16 protein-coding genes are annotated in these 17,309 nt (G+C 73.2%); 12 read left to right on the forward strand and 4 right to left on the reverse strand.

Annotated features, from left to right (window positions below):
- Positions 1–7: 7 nt before the first annotated feature.
- Positions 8–1,327 (reverse strand): diaminopimelate decarboxylase, encoded by a 1,320-nt coding sequence (locus V7E46_RS03310; protein WP_333766978.1) that lies wholly within the window; start codon positions 1,325–1,327, stop codon positions 8–10.
- A 128-nt stretch (positions 1,328–1,455) separates the two neighbouring features.
- On the opposite strand from V7E46_RS03310, the gene hutU reads away from it, so the two are divergent.
- From hutU to hutI, 4 genes are all read left to right on the forward strand, one after another.
- Positions 1,456–3,114, forward strand: coding sequence for a urocanate hydratase (hutU, locus tag V7E46_RS03315; protein WP_333766979.1), 1,659 nt, complete (start codon positions 1,456–1,458; stop codon positions 3,112–3,114).
- Positions 3,115–3,146: 32 nt separating this feature from the next.
- Complete coding sequence (locus tag V7E46_RS03320) at positions 3,147–4,343, forward strand: allantoate amidohydrolase (RefSeq protein ID WP_329182538.1); 1,197 nt, start codon at positions 3,147–3,149, stop codon at positions 4,341–4,343.
- On the forward strand, positions 4,334–5,728 hold the full coding sequence (locus V7E46_RS03325; protein WP_333766980.1) for a formimidoylglutamate deiminase: 1,395 nt from the start codon (positions 4,334–4,336) through the stop codon (positions 5,726–5,728). Before V7E46_RS03320 ends, V7E46_RS03325 begins: the two co-directional genes overlap by 10 nt.
- A gap of 80 nt (positions 5,729–5,808) precedes the next feature.
- Positions 5,809–7,068 carry an imidazolonepropionase gene (gene hutI / locus V7E46_RS03330; RefSeq protein ID WP_333766981.1) on the forward strand — a complete coding sequence of 420 codons (1,260 nt, stop codon included), beginning with the start codon at positions 5,809–5,811 and terminating at the stop codon, positions 7,066–7,068.
- Here the strand turns inward: hutI and V7E46_RS03335 are convergent.
- Positions 7,033–7,893 (reverse strand): RNA polymerase sigma factor SigF, encoded by an 861-nt coding sequence (locus V7E46_RS03335; RefSeq protein ID WP_333766982.1) that lies wholly within the window; start codon positions 7,891–7,893, stop codon positions 7,033–7,035. The two genes, hutI and V7E46_RS03335, sit on opposite strands and share 36 nt — an antisense overlap.
- Positions 7,894–8,151: 258 nt before the next feature.
- On the opposite strand from V7E46_RS03335, the gene V7E46_RS03340 reads away from it, so the two are divergent.
- Together V7E46_RS03340 and V7E46_RS03345 are read left to right on the forward strand one after the other, a co-directional pair.
- Entirely contained in the window at positions 8,152–8,520 is a 369-nt protein-coding gene (locus tag V7E46_RS03340) for an STAS domain-containing protein (protein ID WP_329178476.1), read from the forward strand.
- Positions 8,521–8,658: 138 nt separating this feature from the next.
- Positions 8,659–9,156, forward strand: coding sequence for an ATP-binding protein (locus tag V7E46_RS03345; protein ID WP_333766983.1), 498 nt, complete (start codon positions 8,659–8,661; stop codon positions 9,154–9,156).
- 248 nt (positions 9,157–9,404) lie between these two features.
- Here V7E46_RS03345 and pdxR read toward each other — a convergent pair whose 3' ends face one another.
- Positions 9,405–10,868, reverse strand: a complete 1,464-nt coding sequence (gene pdxR, locus V7E46_RS03350; RefSeq protein ID WP_333766984.1) for a MocR-like pyridoxine biosynthesis transcription factor PdxR — start codon at positions 10,866–10,868, stop codon at positions 9,405–9,407.
- A 47-nt stretch (positions 10,869–10,915) separates the two neighbouring features.
- Here pdxR and V7E46_RS03355 point away from each other — a divergent pair, with 47 nt between their 5' ends.
- The 3 genes from V7E46_RS03355 (at position 10,916) to V7E46_RS03365 (ending at position 13,478) form a co-directional block, all read left to right on the forward strand.
- The gene (locus V7E46_RS03355; protein WP_329178479.1) at positions 10,916–11,419 is read left to right on the forward strand and encodes a carboxymuconolactone decarboxylase family protein; all 504 of its coding nucleotides are present in this window, start codon (positions 10,916–10,918) and stop codon (positions 11,417–11,419) included.
- Positions 11,420–11,525: 106 nt separating this feature from the next.
- Positions 11,526–12,200, forward strand: coding sequence for a response regulator transcription factor (locus V7E46_RS03360; protein WP_329178480.1), 675 nt, complete (start codon positions 11,526–11,528; stop codon positions 12,198–12,200).
- A 12-nt stretch (positions 12,201–12,212) separates the two neighbouring features.
- The gene (locus V7E46_RS03365; protein WP_333766985.1) at positions 12,213–13,478 is read left to right on the forward strand and encodes an ATP-binding protein; all 1,266 of its coding nucleotides are present in this window, start codon (positions 12,213–12,215) and stop codon (positions 13,476–13,478) included.
- A 58-nt stretch (positions 13,479–13,536) separates the two neighbouring features.
- On the opposite strand, the gene V7E46_RS03370 is transcribed toward V7E46_RS03365, so the two are convergent.
- The gene (locus tag V7E46_RS03370) at positions 13,537–14,109 is read right to left on the reverse strand and encodes a GtrA family protein (RefSeq protein WP_333766986.1); all 573 of its coding nucleotides are present in this window, start codon (positions 14,107–14,109) and stop codon (positions 13,537–13,539) included.
- 198 nt (positions 14,110–14,307) lie between these two features.
- Between V7E46_RS03370 and V7E46_RS03375 the strand changes: the two genes are divergently transcribed.
- From V7E46_RS03375 to V7E46_RS03385, 3 genes are all read left to right on the forward strand, one after another.
- Positions 14,308–15,447, forward strand: coding sequence for a 5-(carboxyamino)imidazole ribonucleotide synthase (locus V7E46_RS03375; RefSeq protein ID WP_333766987.1), 1,140 nt, complete (start codon positions 14,308–14,310; stop codon positions 15,445–15,447).
- Positions 15,440–15,982, forward strand: a complete 543-nt coding sequence (gene purE, locus V7E46_RS03380; RefSeq protein ID WP_333766988.1) for a 5-(carboxyamino)imidazole ribonucleotide mutase — start codon at positions 15,440–15,442, stop codon at positions 15,980–15,982. Before V7E46_RS03375 ends, purE begins: the two co-directional genes overlap by 8 nt.
- A 141-nt stretch (positions 15,983–16,123) precedes the next feature.
- Positions 16,124–17,302, forward strand: coding sequence for a dipeptidase (locus V7E46_RS03385; protein ID WP_333766989.1), 1,179 nt, complete (start codon positions 16,124–16,126; stop codon positions 17,300–17,302).
- Positions 17,303–17,309 lie beyond the last annotated feature (7 nt).

Below are 17,309 nucleotides of genomic sequence, written 5' to 3' on the forward strand. Positions count from 1 at the left end.
GGCGGCGCTACGGCTGGAGCGGGGGGACGTCCGCGCCGCTCTCGGTGAGCAGGTCGGCGAGGGTCTGGGCCGGGCGGACCGGTGAGAATGCGGGCGCGGCGCCCGATCCGGCGGTGTAGGCCCAGACGGCGGGCCGGGGCAGCGAGTTGTAGGCGAAGTGCGTCGAGAAGTAGTAGGCGCCGGTGTCCAGCAGCGCGACATGGTCGCCCGCGTCCAGCCGGGGCAGGGCGCGGCCGCGGGCGACCAGATCCCCGGCGAAGCAGCAGGGTCCTGCCACGTCCTGGATTACCGGCTCGCCGGTCTTGCGGCGGCCTGCGGGGTCGAGGGCGAGCACCCGCAGCGGCCAGGAGTCCGGCGCGAAGACGGTACGGGTGGCGACCTGCGCGCCGGCGTGGGTGACCGCTATGGCCCGGCCGCCGGCGGACTTGGCGTACTCGACCCGGGCCAGGACGGTGCCGTGCTTGGCCAGCAGCGCGCGGCCGAATTCGGTGACGATGCCGTAGCGACCGTCGAAGAGGCCGGGGACCTCCGTACGCAGCAGGTCGGCGTAGTCGCCGAAGGTCGGCGTGATCTCGTCGGAGCCGAAGTTGACGGGCAGGCCGCCGCCGATGTCCAGGACGGTGACCTGCCGGCGGCCGGCGGCGGCGTTGATCCGTTCCGCAAGGTCGTAGGCGGCCCTGACGCCGGCGGCCATCAGCGGCAGCGGCACCCCCTGGGAGCCGGTGTGGGTGTGGAGGCGGTTCAGCCAGGGGCGTTCGGTGTACGTGCGCAGCACCCAGTCCTCGGCGCCCGGGTCGCGCAGGGCCACGCCGAATTTGGAGGTGGCCGTCGCGGTGCTCATCGCGTCGATGCTGCCGCCGCCGACCTGCGGGTTGACCCGCAGCCCGATGGGGGAGGGGGAGGGCGCGGCGGCCAGCAGGGCGTCGATCCTGGCGATCTCCTGCGGATTGTCGGCGTTGACGGCGATACCGAGGGCCAGCGCCTCGCGCAGTTCCGCGGTGGTCTTGGCGGGGGAGTCGAGCACGGTGCGCCGCGGCGGGATACCGGCGGCGCGGGCCAGGGCGAGTTCGCCGGGGCTGGCCACTTCGGCGCCGAGCCCGTACTGCCCGAGCAGCGCCAGGACCGGTACCAGGGACGCGGCCTTCACGGCGAAGGTGTGCTCGACGGCCACCCCGGGAGTGGCGAAGGCCGCGTGCAGGGAGGTCGCCGCCTGCCGGATGCCGGCGGTGTCCAGCAGTCCGACGACTGGTTCCGCCTCGCTCACCAGGCCGTTTTCCACCGCTGACCGCAGCGCGTCGTCCCGGCGTACCGCCCCCTCGTCCGTCATGGACGCCATCCCACCATCCCGGCGGGGCGCGACGCCACCGCGTCGGCCCCGGGTGCGAGCTTGTTGACTAGGGCTATTCAGCTGGCCAGGATGTGAATATTCACTGCCATGACGAGGAGGCCGCACCGATGACGGGACCGAGGCCGGTACGCGCGCCGCGCGGTACGGAACTGAGCGCTCTGGGCTGGCAGCAGGAAGCCGCCCTGCGCATGCTGCAGAACAACCTCGACCCCGAGGTGGCCGAGCACCCCGACAAGCTCGTCGTCTACGGCGGCACCGGCAGGGCCGCCCGCGACTGGAACAGCTTCGACGCGATGGTCAGCACCCTGCGCGGCCTGAAGCAGGACGAGACGATGCTGGTCCAGTCCGGCCGCCCGGTCGGCGTCATGCAGACCCACGAGTGGGCGCCCCGCGTCCTGATCGCCAACTCCAACCTGGTCGGCGACTGGGCCACCTGGGAGGAGTTCCGCCGCCTCGAAGCACTCGGCCTGACGATGTACGGCCAGATGACCGCGGGTTCGTGGATCTACATCGGCACCCAGGGCATCCTCCAGGGCACCTACGAGACCTTCGCCGCTGTCGCCGCCAAGCGGTTCGGCGGCTCGCTCGCCGGGACGATCACCCTCACCGCGGGACTCGGCGGCATGGGCGGCGCCCAGCCGCTCGCCGTCACCATGAACGGCGGCGTGGCCATGTGCGTCGACGCCGACCCGCGCGCCATCGACCGCAGGATCGAGCACCGCTACCTCGATGTGCGCGCCGACTCCCTCAACCACGCGCTGCGCCTGGCCACCGAGGCCCGCGACGCGCGCCGGCCGCTGTCCATCGGAATCCTCGGCAATGCGGCGGAGCTGGTGCCGCAACTGCTGGCCCTCCAGGCGCCCATCGACATCGTCACCGACCAGACGTCGGCCCACGACCCGCTGGCTTACCTCCCGCTGGGTGTCGAGCTCGCCGACATGGCCGACTACGCCGCCGCCGAGCCCGCCGAATTCACCCAGCGCGCCCGCGAGTCGATGGCCCGGCACGTCGAGGCGATGGTCGGCTTCCAGGACGCGGGCGCGGAGGTCTTCGACTACGGCAACTCCATCCGCGGCGAGGCGCAACTCGCAGGCTACGAGCGGGCCTTCGCCTTCCCCGGCTTCGTCCCCGCCTACATCCGCCCGCTGTTCTGCGAGGGCAGGGGCCCTTTCCGCTGGGCGGCGCTGTCCGGCGACCGAGGCGACATCCACCGCACCGACCGCGCCATCCTCGACCTCTTCCCGGAGAACGAGTCGCTGGCCCGCTGGATCAAGCTGGCCGGTGAACGCGTCCACTTCCAGGGCCTGCCGGCCCGCATCTGCTGGCTCGGCTACGGTGAACGCGACCGGGCGGGCGAGCGCTTCAACGAGATGGTCGCCGACGGCACCCTCAAGGCCCCGATCGTGATCGGCCGCGACCACCTCGACTGCGGCTCCGTCGCCTCCCCCTACCGCGAGACCGAGGCCATGCTCGACGGCTCCGACGCCATCGCCGACTGGCCGCTGCTCAACGCCATGGTCAACGTCGCCTCCGGCGCGTCCTGGGTGTCGATCCACCACGGCGGCGGCGTCGGCATCGGCCGCAGCATCCACGCGGGCCAGGTCACCGTCGCCGACGGCACCCCGCTCGCGGCGGAGAAGATCCGCCGGGTGCTCACCAACGACCCGGGCATGGGCGTCGTCCGCCATGTCGACGCGGGCTACGACCGGGCCGCCGAGGTCGCGGCCGAGCGTGACGTCCGGGTCCCGATGCGGGAATCCTCGTGACGCCCGGCGCCGCGGGCGCCGGCTTCCACACGATGTGGCGGGAGCTGGCCGCGATCGGCCGGCACGCCGGGTCCGGCGGCTACCGCCGCTACGCGTGGACGCCGGCCGACGCGGACTGCCGGGAGTGGTTCCGCGAGCAGGCCGCGGCCCGTGGGCTGGCGTACGAGACCGACCGCAACGGCAACCAGTGGGCCTGGCTCGGCGATCCCGCGGCGGGCGACGCGGTGGTCACCGGCTCCCATCTGGACTCCGTCCCCGACGGCGGCGCCTTCGACGGGCCGCTCGGCGTCGTCTCCTCCTTCGCCGCCCTCGACGAGATCCGCAACCGCGGCGCCCGGCCGCGCAGGCCGCTCGCGGTCGTCAACTTCGTGGACGAGGAGGGCGCCCGCTTCGGCCTGGCCTGTGTCGGGTCCCGGCTGACCGCCGGCCGGCTGGCCCCGCAGGACGCCAGGGAGCTGACCGACGCCGACGGGGTGAGCCTCGCGCAGGCCATGGAGAAGGCCGGGCAGGACCCGGCCGCGATCGGCCCCGACGAGGAACGGCTGGCCCGCGTCGGCGCCTTCGTGGAACTGCACGTCGAGCAGGGCCGCGCCCTGGACCTCCAGGACCGGCCGGTGGGCGTCGCCTCGGCGATCTGGCCGCACGGCCGCTGGCGCTTCGACTTCCGCGGCGAGGCCAACCACGCCGGCACCACCCGGCTCGACGACCGCCACGACCCGATGCTGACGTACGCCAACACGGTGCTGGCCGCCAGGAAGAAGGCCCGGCTGGCCGGCGCGCTCGCCACCTTCGGCAAGGTCGCGGTGGAGCCCAACGGCGTCAACGCCATCGCCTCGCTGGTCCGCGGCTGGCTGGATTCGCGGGCCGCGGACGAGGACACCCTCGCCGAGGTCGTGGCCGCGATCGAGCAGGCGGCGAGGGAGCGCGGCGCCCGGGACGGCGTCGAGGTGAGCGTCGTGCGCGAGTCGTTCACCCCGGTGGTGGAGTTCGCCCATGAGCTGCGTGATCGCCTTGCTGCCCTGCTCGGAGCGGGTGCGCGGGTACCCGTTCTGCCGACAGGCGCGGGACACGACGCCGGAATCCTCTCCTCGGCCGTCCCGACCGCCATGCTGTTCGTACGCAACCCCACCGGCGTCTCGCACTCCCCGGCAGAAAGCGCGGCCGAGGACGACTGTGCCGCCGGAGTGTCCGCGCTCGCCGACGTATTGGAAGGTCTCGCGTGCAGGTGACGTACTGGCTGGAACACGCCTGGCTCGGCACACACGCCGAACCGGGCATCGCCCTGACCGTGGCCGACGACCGGATCGCCGAGGTCCGCACCGGAGTCGAACGCCCGCCCGCCGGCGCGGCCGTGCTGCGCGGCCTGACCCTGCCGGGCCTGGCCAACGCCCACAGCCACGCCTTCCACCGGGCGCTGCGCGGCAGCGCGCAGATCGGCGCGGGGGCGGCGCAGACCGGCGGCGAACGGGCCGGCACCGCGCTGTCGGCGCCGACGTCCTTCTGGAGCTGGCGCGACGTCATGTACGACGTCGCACGGGTGCTCGACCCGGACAGCTACTTCACCCTCGCCCGTGCCGTCTACGCCGAGATGGCGCTGGCCGGCATCACCTGCGTCGGCGAATTCCACTATCTGCACCACCAGGGCGACGGCACGCCCTACGACAACCCCAACGCCATGGGCGAGGCGCTGATCGCCGCCGCGGGTGAGGCCGGCATCCGGATCACCCTGCTGGACACCGCCTATCTGCACGGCGGTTTCACCCGCACCTCCTACCGCCCGCTGGAGGGGCCGCAGCTGCGCTTCGGCGACGGCACCGCCGACCGCTGGTACGACCGCTGGTCGCAGCTCAAGGGCGAAGGGCACGCGAAGATCGGCGCCGCCGTCCACTCGGTGCGGGCCTTCTCCGACCGTGACGGCTACCGGCTCCTCGCCGAGCGCACCGCCGAAGTGCCCACCCACATCCACCTGTCGGAGCAGACCGCCGAGAACGACGCCTGCCTCGCGCTGCACGGCCGCAGCCCGACCCGGCTGCTGGCCGACTCCGGCTTCTGGCGGCGCAATACGACCGCTGTGCACGCCACCCACCTCACCGCGGGCGACATCGCGCTGCTCGGCGGCGCGGGCAGCACCGTGTGCATGTGCCCCACCACCGAGCGGGACCTGGCCGACGGCATCGGCCCGGCACCGCAATTGCGGCGCGCCGGCTGCCCGATGAGCCTGGGCAGCGACAGCCACGCGGTCATCGACATGTTCGAGGAGGCGCGGGCGGTGGAGCTGAACGAGCGGCTCCGGGCCAGGACCCGCGGCCACTGGACCGCGGCCCAGCTGCTGCGCGCGGCCACCGAGGACGGCCACGCCAGCCTCGGCTGGCCCGACGCGGGACGCCTGGAGGCGGGCGCGCTCGCCGACTTCACCACCGTCGCGCTGGACTCGGTGCGCACCGCGGGGCCGCCGCCCCGGCTGGCCGGCGAGACCGCGGTATTCGCCGCGACGGCGGCCGACGTACGGCACACCGTGGTGGGCGGACGGCAGATCGTCCGCGACGGGCAGCACCAGCTCGTCCAGGACGTACCGGCCGCGCTCGCCGCCGCGATCGGCGCCATCCGCGACTGACCCGCACCCGACACCCGGACCCCGACCCGTAACCCGACCCGGACCCCGCCTCGCGGCACCGGCCGGTGAAAGCACAGGAGATGACGACGACCGGCACGGCGACCAGCACGGTCATCACCAACATCGGCGCTGTGGTCACCAACGATCCCTCCCGTTCCACGACCGGCGGCAGCGACCCCCTCGGGCTGATCCCCGGCCCCGCGGCCGTCGTCGTCGTCGGCGACCGCATCGCCTGGGTCGGTGCTTCCAGCAAAGCACCCGCCACCGACAACCGGCTCGACGCCGGCGGGCGGGCGCTGCTGCCCGGTTTCGTGGACTCCCACGCGCACCTGCTCTTCGCCGGCGACCGCGGCGCCGAATTCGCCGCCCGGATGTCCGGCCGGCCCTACACCGCGGGCGGCATCCGCACCACGGTCGCCGCCACGCGCGCCGCCCCCGACGCGGCCATCACCGCCACCCTCACCCGTCTCCTGGCCGAGGCGCTCGGGCAGGGCACCACCACCCAGGAGACCAAGTCCGGTTACGGCCTCACCACCCGCGACGAGGCCCGCGCCCTGGAGATCGCCGCCCGGCACACCGACGAGGTCACCTATCTCGGCGCGCATGTCGTCGCCCCCGAATTCGCCGACGACCCGGCCGGATACGTCGCCCTGGTCACCGGCGAGATGCTGGACGCGTGCGCCCCGCACGCCCGCTGGGTCGATGTCTTCTGCGAGCGCGGCGCCTTCGACGGCGACCAGGCCCGCGCCGTCCTCACCGCGGGAATGTCCCGCGGCCTGACCGCGCGGGTGCACGCCAACCAGCTGGGCCACGGCCCCGGTGTGCAGCTCGCCGTCGAACTGGGCGCCGCCTCGGCCGACCACTGCACCCACCTGACCGATGCCGACGTCGCCGCGCTCGCCGACGCCGCGGGCACCACCGTGGCCACGCTGCTGCCCGGCGCGGAATTCTCCACCCGTGCCCGCTACCCCGACGCCCGCCGGCTGCTCGACGCCGGGGCCACCGTGGCACTGTCCACCGACTGCAACCCCGGCTCGTCCTTCACCACGTCCATGCCGTTCTGCATCGCGGTGGCGGTGCGCGACATGGGCATGACCCCGGACGAGGCGGTGCACGCCGCCACCTATGGCGGCGCGCGCGCTCTGCGGCGCAGTGACATCGGCCGGATCGCCCCGGGCGCCCGCGCCGATCTGCTGCTGCTCGACGCGCCCAGCCACGTCCACCTCGCCTACCGCCCGGGAGTGCCCCTGGCGGCGGCGGTGTGGAAGGACGGTGTGCTGCGCGGACGCGGCACCGGCGGCGGCCTATTCCTCGACGAGCAGCCCGCGGCGCAGCCGTGACAGCGTCCGGGTGAGCAGCCGCGACACGTGCATCTGCGAGATGCCCAGCTCGTCGCCGATCTCGGCCTGCGTCAGGTTGCCGACGAAGCGCAGCGACAGGATGGCCCGGTCGCGCTGCGGCAGCCCGGCGATCAGCGGCTTGAGCGACTCGACGTATTCGACGCCCTCGATCTCGGGCGCCTCGTAGCCGATCCGGTCGGCGAGCGCGCCCTCCGGGTCGTCCTCGGCGGGCTGGGCGTCCAGCGAGCTGGCCGTGTAGGCGTTGCTCGCCGCCATGCCCTCGATGACCTCGTCCTCCGGCAGGTCCAGCCGGGCGGCCAGCTCGCGCACGGTCGGCGTGCGGTCCAGTTGCTGGGCCAGCTCGTCGCCTGCCTTCGCCAGGTCCAGGCGCAGCTCCTGGAGCCGCCGCGGGACCCGTACCGACCAGCTGGTGTCGCGGAAGAAGCGCTTGATCTCACCGACGATCGTCGGCATCGCGAAGGTCGGGAATTCGACCCCCCGGCTCAGCTCGAACCGGTCGATCGCCTTGATCAGGCCGATCGTGCCGACCTGGATGATGTCCTCCATCGGCTCGCTGCGGGTGCGGAACCGGGAGGCCGCGAATTTCACCAGCGCGAGATTCAGCTCGACCAGGGTGTTGCGGACGTACGCGTGCTCCTCGGTGCCCTCCTCCAGCCCGTGCAGGCGGGCGAAGAGGGTCTTGGACAGGGCGCGCGCGTCGACCGGCCCGATCTCGTCGTACGGGGGAATCTCCGGGAGCCCCTCAAGCCCCTCGAACTGCTCCAGCACATGGTTCTCGTGATCCAGGCCGAGCCGGGGTGCCATATGGTCCTCCCTTTCCTGCGGCGCCGGCTGCGCGCCGATGCCGTATCTCCACCCCTACGCCTGTTGCCTGGGGCTTCGCAAGTTGTGGGGGAGTCCTGGGCGATTTGTCCGTCCCGTCGCTCACACACCGCATACGGTGGGTCATTTTGCGTGAAATCGCCCGGGTCCCGTGCGGCTACGTCAGAGTGACGACTACCGTCTCACTTGCGAACCGCGTAGGGTCTGGGACGCGTCATCACGAAGGGCGAAGGAGCGAAAATGGACCGCGAAGCGGTCGACACCGCCGGCCTCGGCCGGCTTCATGTCGAGGTCGCGCACAATGGCCACACCGCGGTCTTCACTCCGGCGGGTGAGCTTGATCATCACACCGCGGATCTGCTGAGCGAACCGCTCGGCGCCGCCGTGGACGCCGGTGCGAGCCGGCTGGTGGTCGACTGCTCGCAGCTGGAGTTCTGCGACTCGACGGGACTCAACGTCCTGCTGAGCGCGCGGCTGCGGGCCGAGGCGAACGGCGGCGGCGTGCACCTGGCCGCCATGCAGCCGACTGTCGCCCGGGTGCTGGAGATCACCGGCGCCGAGGCGGTCTTCACCCTGCACGACACACTTGACCAGGCACTCCAGGAGTAAAGGGATGCGAGCGGGGGCGGGACACGGACAGGGTGCCGGACGGCACCCGAGGTTTCGTGGTCTCCCGGACGTGTTCCGGGAGATCCATCGGGCAGAAGAAGGTCGGACCCAGTCGTACATCCGTGAGGTGAGGCCTAGATGAGCACCACCCGGCCCTTCGCCGCGGATGACCGTGGCCCCGACGCGGGCGACGGCGCCCAGCAGGGCGAGACAGGAGCGCGCGAGCCGGAGACCGTACGGCGGCTCCAGCTCAGCGGCGAAAGCGGCATAGTGCCCCGCGCCCGGGACTTCACCCGCCAGGCGCTGCGGGAGTGGGGCTGGCTGCCGGCCGCGTCCGCCGACCGCAGGGCCGCCGCCGAGGACGTCCTGCTGGTGGTGTCCGAGCTGGTCACCAATGCCTGCCTGCACGCCGGAGGCCCCGAGGAGCTGCTGCTGCGCCGCGGCGACAAGTCGCTGCGCCTCGAAGTGGTCGACGGCGGCGACGGCGAGCCCGCCCCGCGCACCCCGCACCGGGCCGGCCGCCCTGGCGGCCACGGCATGTTCATAGTCCAGCGGCTGTGTCTGGACTGGGGCGTCGTCCGCAGAACCGATCAGCCGGGAAAGACCGTCTGGGCCGAACTCGCGGCCCCGTCCTGACCCGCGGTACGCCCTCGGACCCGTGGTGAGTCCGCGGCCTGGGGGCGTCCGCCGGTACGGCCCCGGACTCTCTGTGCACGTCCGCGGTACGAGGCGGGCGCCGCACGTGTCCGTCGCTCCGTCCGCGTACGCCTGCCGATACGGGCAGATGCCGCGCCTGCGCGGGTACGTCCGCCCGTACAGGGGCGGATACCGCGCCAGACCTCCCGCGTGAGTCCGCCCACTCGTACGCCCCGCCGGCGCCGTCCTCATGCCCGCAGCACCCGCGTCAGCGCCGCGAGCGCCGCGGGATAGCCGCCCTCGCCCGGGGTGCCGTAGCCGACGATCAGGCCCTGCGGGCGGCCGGGAGCCGGCCGGACCGTGCCCTCCGCGGTGTGCCAGTGCCCGCCCAGGGCGCCGACGGCGAGACCCTCGGCCGCGGCCCTGCGCAGCGCCTCCGCCTCGTCCGGGCCGTCCTGCGGCAGGCTCACCAGCGCGTGCAGCCCGGCCGCGATGCCCCGCACCCCGACGCCCGGGCACCCCGCGGCGCCGGTCAGCCGGGCGACCAGCAGGTCCCGGCGGCGCCGGTAGCGCAGCCGGGCGGCCCGCACGTGCCGGTCGTAGGCGTGGTCGGCGATCAGCTCGGCCAGCGTCAACTGGCCGATGGCCCCGGTGTGGTAGTCGCTGTAGAGCTTGGCCTCGGTGACCGGCCGCACCAGCTGCGGCGGCAGCACCATCCAGCCGAGCCGCAGCGCGGGCCCCAGCGTCTTCGACGCGGTGCCGACGTAGACCACATGGTCGGGCGCGGTGCCCTGCAACGCGCCCACCGGCTGCCTGTCGTAGCGGAATTCACCGTCGTAGTCGTCCTCGACCACGACGCCGCCGGTTTCCCGCGCCCAGGCGGTGAGCGCGTGGCGGCGGGCCGGGTGCAGGGTGACGCCGGTCGGGTACTGGTGGGCGGGGGTGACCACCACCGCGTCCATCCGCGGCAGGTCCGCGCCAGCGCCCCGCTCGTCGACCGGCACCGGCACCACCCGGCCGCCGGCCTGCCGGACCACCTCGCGGTGGAAGGGCAGCCCCGGGTCCTCCATGCCGACCACAGGACCGGCGCCCGTACGTCCCGGCGCACCGCCCAGCACCCCCGTCAGCAGTGCCAGGCCCTGCACGTATCCCGAGACGACCACGATCCGGTCCGGTTCCGCGACCACCCCCCGGGTCCTGCCCAGGTATTCGGCCAGCACCGCTCTCAGCTCCGGCCTGCCGCGCGGGTCGCCGTAGCCGTAGGCCGCGGACGGGACGGCGGCCAGCGCGCGGCGGGTGGCGCGCAGCCAGGCGGAGGTGGGGAAGGACGCCACATCGGGGCTGCCCGGGCGCAGGTCGTGCAGCGGCGGCCGGGCGGCGGAGGAACGGCCGGGCGCGGGCGCCGACGGCCCCCGCGGGCGGTCCGCGACCACCGTGCCCGAGCCCTGACGGGCGGTCAGGTACCCCTCGGCGGTGAGCTGGTCGTAGGCGGCCTTGACCGTGCCGCGGGACAGCCCGGTCTCCGCGGCCAGCCTGCGGCTGGACGGCAGCCGGCTGCCCGGGGCGAGCCGCCCGCCGCGCACGGCCTCGCGCAGCGCCCGCTCAAGGCCCGCGCGGCGCCCGTGCGGAGTGCCGGACGGCAGGTCGAGATGCAGGTCCACGCCGGATTCCCTGCGCTCTGCGGCGGCGGAAGTGGGCCATGGATCGTCCATGGAAGTGGACCTTATCCGCGTTCCACTCCGGCCGTAGATTCGCTGTCATGAGCACCGAGACCACTGACACCCCCGGCGCTGCGAGCGCCACCGCCCAGCCTGTTGTCGTCCCCGCCGTCCGCCTCGCCGTGGACACCCTCGTCCCGCACGCCAACCGCGCCATGAACGCGCTGGACGCCGCGGCCCGCGACGTCGGCCTCGAAGCGCCGCTGCTCGAACTGGTCCGCGCCCGCGCCTCGCAGCTGAACGGCTGTGCCTATTGCGTCGACACTCACGCGCGGGACGCGCGCGAGGGCGGCGAGAGCGAACGCCGCCTCTATGCGCTGCCGGTGTGGCGCGAGACCCCGTTCTTCACCGCCCGCGAGCGGGCGGCGCTGGAACTGACCGAGGCCGCCACCCGGCTCACCGACGGGCAGGTCGGCGACGATGTTTTCGCCCGGGCGGCCGCGCAGTTCAGCGAAAAGGAGCTGGCCGAACTCATCTGGGCGATCACCGTGATCAACGCCTGGAACAGGCTCGGCGCCACGGCGCGCCCGTGGCCGCTGTCCTGACGGCCGCCGCCCGGCACCGGGCGGCGCGCGGGCGCCGCAGGGGGCGTGAAGGGACTGCGGCGTACCACCACCTCGCACCCGGGGGGTGCGGTCTACCATCAAGCCCATGACCCGCGTACTTCTGGCCGAGGACGACGCATCCATCTCGGAACCGCTCGCGCGCGCACTGCGCCGCGAGGGCTACGAGGTCGAGGTGCGCGAGGACGGACCCACCGCGCTGGAGACGGCGTTGCTCGGTGCCGTCGACCTGGTGGTGCTCGACCTGGGCCTGCCCGGGATGGACGGCCTCGACGTATGTCGGCGGATCCGCACCGAGGGCCACACCTTCCCTGTGCTGGTGCTGACCGCCCGCGCCGACGAGGTCGACACGGTCGTCGGCCTGGACGCCGGGGCGGACGACTACGTGACCAAGCCCTTCCGGCTGGCCGAACTGCTGGCCCGGGTGCGCGCCCTGCTGCGGCGCGGCACCACCGAGCCCGCGCAGCCGTCCACCCACGGGGTGCGGATCGACGTCGAGTCGCACCGCGCCTGGATGGGCGACGACGAACTCCAGCTCACCGCAAAGGAGTTCGACCTGCTCCGGGTGCTGGTACGGGACGCGGGCCGGGTCGTCACCCGCGAGCAGCTGATGCGCGAGGTGTGGGACACCACCTGGTGGTCGTCCACCAAGACGCTGGACATGCACATCTCCTGGCTGCGCAAGAAGCTCGGCGACGACGCGGCCAATCCGCGGTACATCTCCACGGTTCGCGGGGTCGGTTTCCGGTTCGAGAAGAACTGACCCGCCGCCGCCGTGCGCCGTCGTCTGATCTCCTCCACGCTGGCCGTGGTGCTCGTCGTCATCGCCGTCTTCGGGCTGTCCCTGATCATCGTGGAGACCAGGACCATCGAGAGCAGCGCGCGCGACGGCGTCGAGTCCGAGGCCGTACGGCTGGTCGGGATCGTGGAGAACCGCATCCTGGCGGGGGAGAGCGTCGACGCCAAGGGCCTGGACCGGCAGATCGCCGCCGACCGCTACGCGGTGGTGCGGGTGCCGGACCGCCCCCTGGTGACCCTCGGGAACCGCCCCAGGGGCAAGGTCATCACCTCCACCCAGCGCGGTGACCACGGCGAGTCCGTCACCGTGGAGCAGCCGCGCTCCACGGTCAGCGAGGAGATCGGCCGCAATCTGCTGGTGATCCTGGCCGTCGCGCTGCTCGCCGTCCTCGCCGCGGTCGGCCTCGCCGTACGCCAGGCCATGAGGCTGGCCAGCCCGCTCAGCGACCTCGCCGCGACCGCCGAACGCCTCGGCTCCGGTGACCCGCGGCCCCGGCACCGCCGCTACGGCGTCCCCGAACTGGACCGGATCGCCGATGTCCTGGACTCCAGCGCCGAGCGCATCGGGCGGATGCTCACCGCCGAGCGCAGGCTCGCCTCCGACGCCTCGCACCAGCTGCGCACCCCGCTGACCGCGCTGTCGATGCGGCTGGAGGAGATCGTGGCCACCGACGACCAGGAGACGGTCAAGGAGGAGGCGACGATCGCGCTCGGCCAGGTGGAGCGGCTGACCGACGTGGTGCAGCGGCTGCTGACCAACGCGCGCGACCCGCGGACCGGCTCCGCGGTCTACTTCGACCTCGACGAGGTGATCAAGCAGCAGGTCGAGGAATGGCGCCCGGCGTATCAGAACGAGGGCAGGTCCATCGTCCGCTCCGGCACCCCCGCACTGCGGGCGGTCGGTACGCCGGGCGCGGTCGCGCAGGTGCTGGCCACCCTGATCGAGAACTCGCTGATGCACGGCTCGGGCACGGTCGGGCTGCGGACCCGGGTGACCGGGAACCAGGCGGTGGTCGAGGTCACCGACGAGGGCCGGGGGGTGCCGTCCGACCTGGGGGCGCGGGTCTTCGAGCGCACGGTCAGCGGCCGCAACTCCACCGGGCTCGGCCTCGCGCTCGCCCGCGATCTCGCCGAGGCGGACGGCGGCCGGCTCGAACTGCTCCAGCAGCACCCGCCGGTCTTCGCACTCTTCCTGGCCCGGGAGATGCAGCCACCGTCGCCGCGCGAGGACATCGTGAGCTGATCAGGCGGCGGCCCGCGTCAATCCGGCGGCAGGGCGCGGCCAGGCCGCGGGACGAGCGTCAGCCGTTGAGGTTGACGCCGTTGGCGTCGGCTTTCCTGGGCTTGCGCCGGACCCCGCCCGCCGCCTGGTCGGCGGCGGTGCCGTCCGCGGTCCCGTCCGCCGTCAGGAACGACTCGGCCTGCTCCACCGCGTCCCGCGCGGGGAGCCGCCGGAAGACCCAGGTGCGGTACGACCAGAAGCGGAAGAGCGTCGCGACACCGATACCGAGGAATTTGAACACGTTGCTCTGCAGCTGGCTGTCCCAGTGGAAGCCGTACGTCGCCACGAACAGCACGCCGTTCTCGATCACCATGCCGATGCAGCTGAAGAACAGGAAGAGCCCCAGCTCCTTGGTGCGGCCCGCCCGGTCCCGGTCCCGGTAGGTGAAGTAGCGGAATCCGACGTAGTTGAACGCGATCGACACCAGCGTCGCCAGGACGCTGGCGCGCACGGTCTGCAGCCCGGTGCTGTGCCGGACCAGGTTGAACACCCCGATGTTGACCAGGACGCCGGCGCCCCCCACCGCGCCGAATTTCGCGATCTCGCGGTACATCAGACTCAGCTTGACGCGCAGGGCGTGGAATCCGGTCATGGTGATCGCTCGGGCCCTGTCTGTCGGGTGGGTGGGTCGGTGAAGCGGGCTGCCGGGGACGGTTCGGGGTTCCCTCATGCTAACCGCCCCCTGGAAGACGCCGTAGGGCCGTCCGGCGTTCGGTCGGCCGCAAGGCCGATACCCTGGTAATGCCATCACCGGGGGACCGGCCCCCGTGCACCACCGGCAGGAAAAAACGTGACATTCCCCGTAGTCGGCATGGTCGGCGGCGGCCAGCTCGCCCGTATGACCCACGAGGCGGGCATCCCGCTCGGCATCAGGTTCAGGATTCTCAGCGACACGGCTCAGGACTCGGCCGCGCAGGTGGTCGCGGACGTCACCGTCGGCGACTACCGCGACCTCGACACCCTGCGGGCCTTCGCACAGGGCTGCGACGTGATCACCTTCGACCACGAGCATGTGCCGACCGAGCACCTGCGCGCCCTGGAGGCGGACGGCATCGTGGTACGCCCCGGCTCCGACGCCCTGGTGCACGCGCAGGACAAGGGCGTCATGCGCACCAGGCTCGCCGAGATCGGTGTTCCCTGCCCGCGCAACCGGATCGTCGCCGATCCGGCGGACGTCACACGCTTCGCGGGCGAGACCTCCGGATACCCGGTGGTCCTCAAGACCGTGCGCGGCGGCTACGACGGCAAGGGCGTGTGGTTCGTCCGCGCCGAGCAGGACGCGGCCGACGCCTTCCGGGCCGGTGTGCCGGTGCTCGCCGAGGAGAAGGTCGACTTCGTGCGCGAGCTGGCCGCGAACGTCGTGCGCTCGCCGCACGGCCAGGCGGTGGCGTATCCGGTGGTGGAGTCCGTGCAGGTCGACGGGGTGTGCGACACGGTGGTCGCGCCCGCGCCCGGGCTGCCCGACGAGCTGTCCGCGCAGGCGCAGCGCCTCGCGCTGACCGTGGCCCGAGAGCTGGGCGTGATCGGCCACCTCGCCGTCGAGCTGTTCGAGACCGCGGACGGCCGCATCCTGGTCAACGAACTGGCCATGCGCCCGCACAACAGCGGCCACTGGACCATCGACGGCGCCGTCACCTCGCAGTTCGCCAACCACCTGCGGGCCGTGCTCGACCTGCCGCTCGGCGACCCGCGCCCGCGCGCCCGCTGGACGGTGATGGCCAACGTCCTCGGCGGCGACTACCCCGACATGTACGCCGCCTACCTGCACTGCATGGCCCGCGACCCCGGGGTGAAGATCCACATGTACGGCAAGGACGTGAAGCCCGGCCGCAAGGTCGGCCATGTCACCACCTACGGCGACGACCTGCCCGACGTGCGCGAGCGCGCCCGCCACGCGGCCGACTATCTGCGAGGGACGATCGATGAGTGAAGCGCAGGACACCACCGCACCCGCGGTCGGCATCGTCATGGGCTCCGACTCCGACTGGCCGGTGATGGAGGCCGCGGCCGGCGCGCTGCAGGAATTCGACGTCACCTTCGAGGTCGACGTCGTCTCCGCGCACCGCATGCCGCACGAGATGATCGCGTACGGCGAGCAGGCCGCGGGCCGCGGGCTCAAGGTGCTGATCGCGGGCGCGGGCGGCGCCGCCCACCTGCCGGGGATGCTCGCCTCGGTCACCCCGCTGCCGGTCATCGGGGTGCCGGTGCCGCTGAAGTACCTCGACGGCATGGACTCGCTGCTGTCCATCGTGCAGATGCCGGCCGGCGTGCCCGTCGCCACGGTCTCGGTGGCCGGCGCGCGCAATGCCGGGCTGCTGGCGGTGCGCATCCTGGCCGCGCACGACCAGGAACTGCAGGCCCGGATGCGCGACTTCCAGGTGTCGCTCAACGAGCAGGCCACCGAGAAGGGCCGCCGCCTGCGCGCGAAGGCCACGGGAGCGGCGGGCTTCGGCTTCGCGAAGTAGTCCTCCGCGGCCTGGCGCCGGTGTCGCGGGGCGGTCCGCCGTCGCCAGGCGCCGGCCTGGTCGGGCGGGCGGCCGTCGCCAGGCGGTCGCCTTCGTCTGGCGACGCCTCTTCCATGGACGCCGCCGCATAGGCTGGCCTGCATGGACCTTCCCGCCCGCGCCCGCGACCTGCTCGCCGCCCACCCCGTCGTCGACGGGCACAACGACCTGCCGTGGGCGCTGCGCAAACAGGTCTGCTACGACCTCGACCGGCTCGACATCGCCGCCGACCAGAGCGACCGGCTGCACACCGACATCCCGCGGCTGCGGGCCGGCGGCGTCGGCGGGCAGTTCTGGTCGGTCTACGTGTCGGTGGAGCTGGCCGGCGCGGACGCGGTCACCGCGACCCTGGAGCAGATCGACGTCGTCCGCCGGATGACCGCCCGCTACCCCGAGGACCTCGCGCTCGCCCTGACCGCCGACGACATCGAGGAAGCCCGCGGCAGGGGCCGTATCGCCTCGCTGATGGGCGCCGAGGGCGGGCATTCCATCGACGGCTCACTGGCCGTCCTGCGGGCCTTCTACGACCTCGGTGTGCGCTACATGACGCTCACCCACAACGACAACACCCCGTGGGCGGACTCCGCCACGGACGAGCCCGCCGCGGGCGGCCTGACCGCCTTCGGCGAGGAGGTCGTCAGGGAGATGAACCGGCTCGGCATGCTGGTGGACCTCTCGCACGTCTCCGCCGACACCATGCGCGCCGCCCTGCGGGTGGCCGGTGCGCCGGTGCTCTTCTCGCACTCCTCGGCCCGCGCGGTCTGCGACCACGTACGCAACATCCCCGACGACGTGCTCGCCCAGCTGCCCGCCAACGGGGGCGTGGCCATGGCCACGTTCGTGCCGAAGTTCATCCTGCCCGCGGCCATCGAGTGGACCGCGGCGGCCGACGACAACATGCGCGCGCACGGCCGGCACCCGCTGGACACCACACCCGAGGGGATGGCCGTCCAGCGGGCGTACGAGGCGGAGCACCCGCGCCCGGTCGCCACCGCGGCGACGGTCGCCGACCACCTCGACCACATGCGCGAGGTGGCCGGAGTCGACCACATCGGCCTCGGCGGCGACTACGACGGCACGGCCTTCACGCCCGAGGGCCTGGACGATGTCGCCGGCTATCCGAACCTGATCGCCGAACTGCTGCGCCGCGGCTGGTCGGACGCCGACCTCGCCAAGCTCACCTGGCACAACGCGGTGCGGGTGCTGCGGGACGCGGAGTCGGCGGCGACCGCGCTGCGGGCCGTGCGCGGCCCGTCGGTCATGGTGCAGCCGGCCGGCTGACCGCGCC

The sequence above is a fragment of the Streptomyces sp. IBSBF 2435 genome (assembly GCF_036815005.1).
Taxonomy (GTDB): Bacteria; Actinomycetota; Actinomycetes; order Streptomycetales; family Streptomycetaceae; genus Actinacidiphila.

Bases quoted from the DNA above. Each gene is read 5' to 3' on its own strand.
- V7E46_RS03310 (WP_333766978.1), bottom strand. From the start codon at position 1,327: ATGACGGACGAGGGGGCGGTACGCCGGGACGACGCGCTGCGGTCAGCG.
- hutU (WP_333766979.1), top strand. From the start codon at position 1,456: ATGACGGGACCGAGGCCGGTACGCGCGCCGCGCGGTACGGAACTGAGC.
- V7E46_RS03320 (WP_329182538.1), top strand. From the start codon at position 3,147: ATGTGGCGGGAGCTGGCCGCGATCGGCCGGCACGCCGGGTCCGGCGGC.
- hutI (WP_333766981.1), top strand. From the start codon at position 5,809: ATGACGACGACCGGCACGGCGACCAGCACGGTCATCACCAACATCGGC.
- V7E46_RS03335 (WP_333766982.1), bottom strand. From the start codon at position 7,893: ATGGCACCCCGGCTCGGCCTGGATCACGAGAACCATGTGCTGGAGCAG.
- V7E46_RS03340 (WP_329178476.1), top strand. From the start codon at position 8,152: ATGGACCGCGAAGCGGTCGACACCGCCGGCCTCGGCCGGCTTCATGTC.
- V7E46_RS03345 (WP_333766983.1), top strand. From the start codon at position 8,659: ATGAGCACCACCCGGCCCTTCGCCGCGGATGACCGTGGCCCCGACGCG.
- pdxR (WP_333766984.1), bottom strand. From the start codon at position 10,868: ATGGACGATCCATGGCCCACTTCCGCCGCCGCAGAGCGCAGGGAATCC.
- V7E46_RS03355 (WP_329178479.1), top strand. From the start codon at position 10,916: ATGAGCACCGAGACCACTGACACCCCCGGCGCTGCGAGCGCCACCGCC.
- V7E46_RS03360 (WP_329178480.1), top strand. From the start codon at position 11,526: ATGACCCGCGTACTTCTGGCCGAGGACGACGCATCCATCTCGGAACCG.
- V7E46_RS03370 (WP_333766986.1), bottom strand. From the start codon at position 14,109: ATGACCGGATTCCACGCCCTGCGCGTCAAGCTGAGTCTGATGTACCGC.
- purE (WP_333766988.1), top strand. From the start codon at position 15,440: ATGAGTGAAGCGCAGGACACCACCGCACCCGCGGTCGGCATCGTCATG.
- V7E46_RS03385 (WP_333766989.1), top strand. From the start codon at position 16,124: ATGGACCTTCCCGCCCGCGCCCGCGACCTGCTCGCCGCCCACCCCGTC.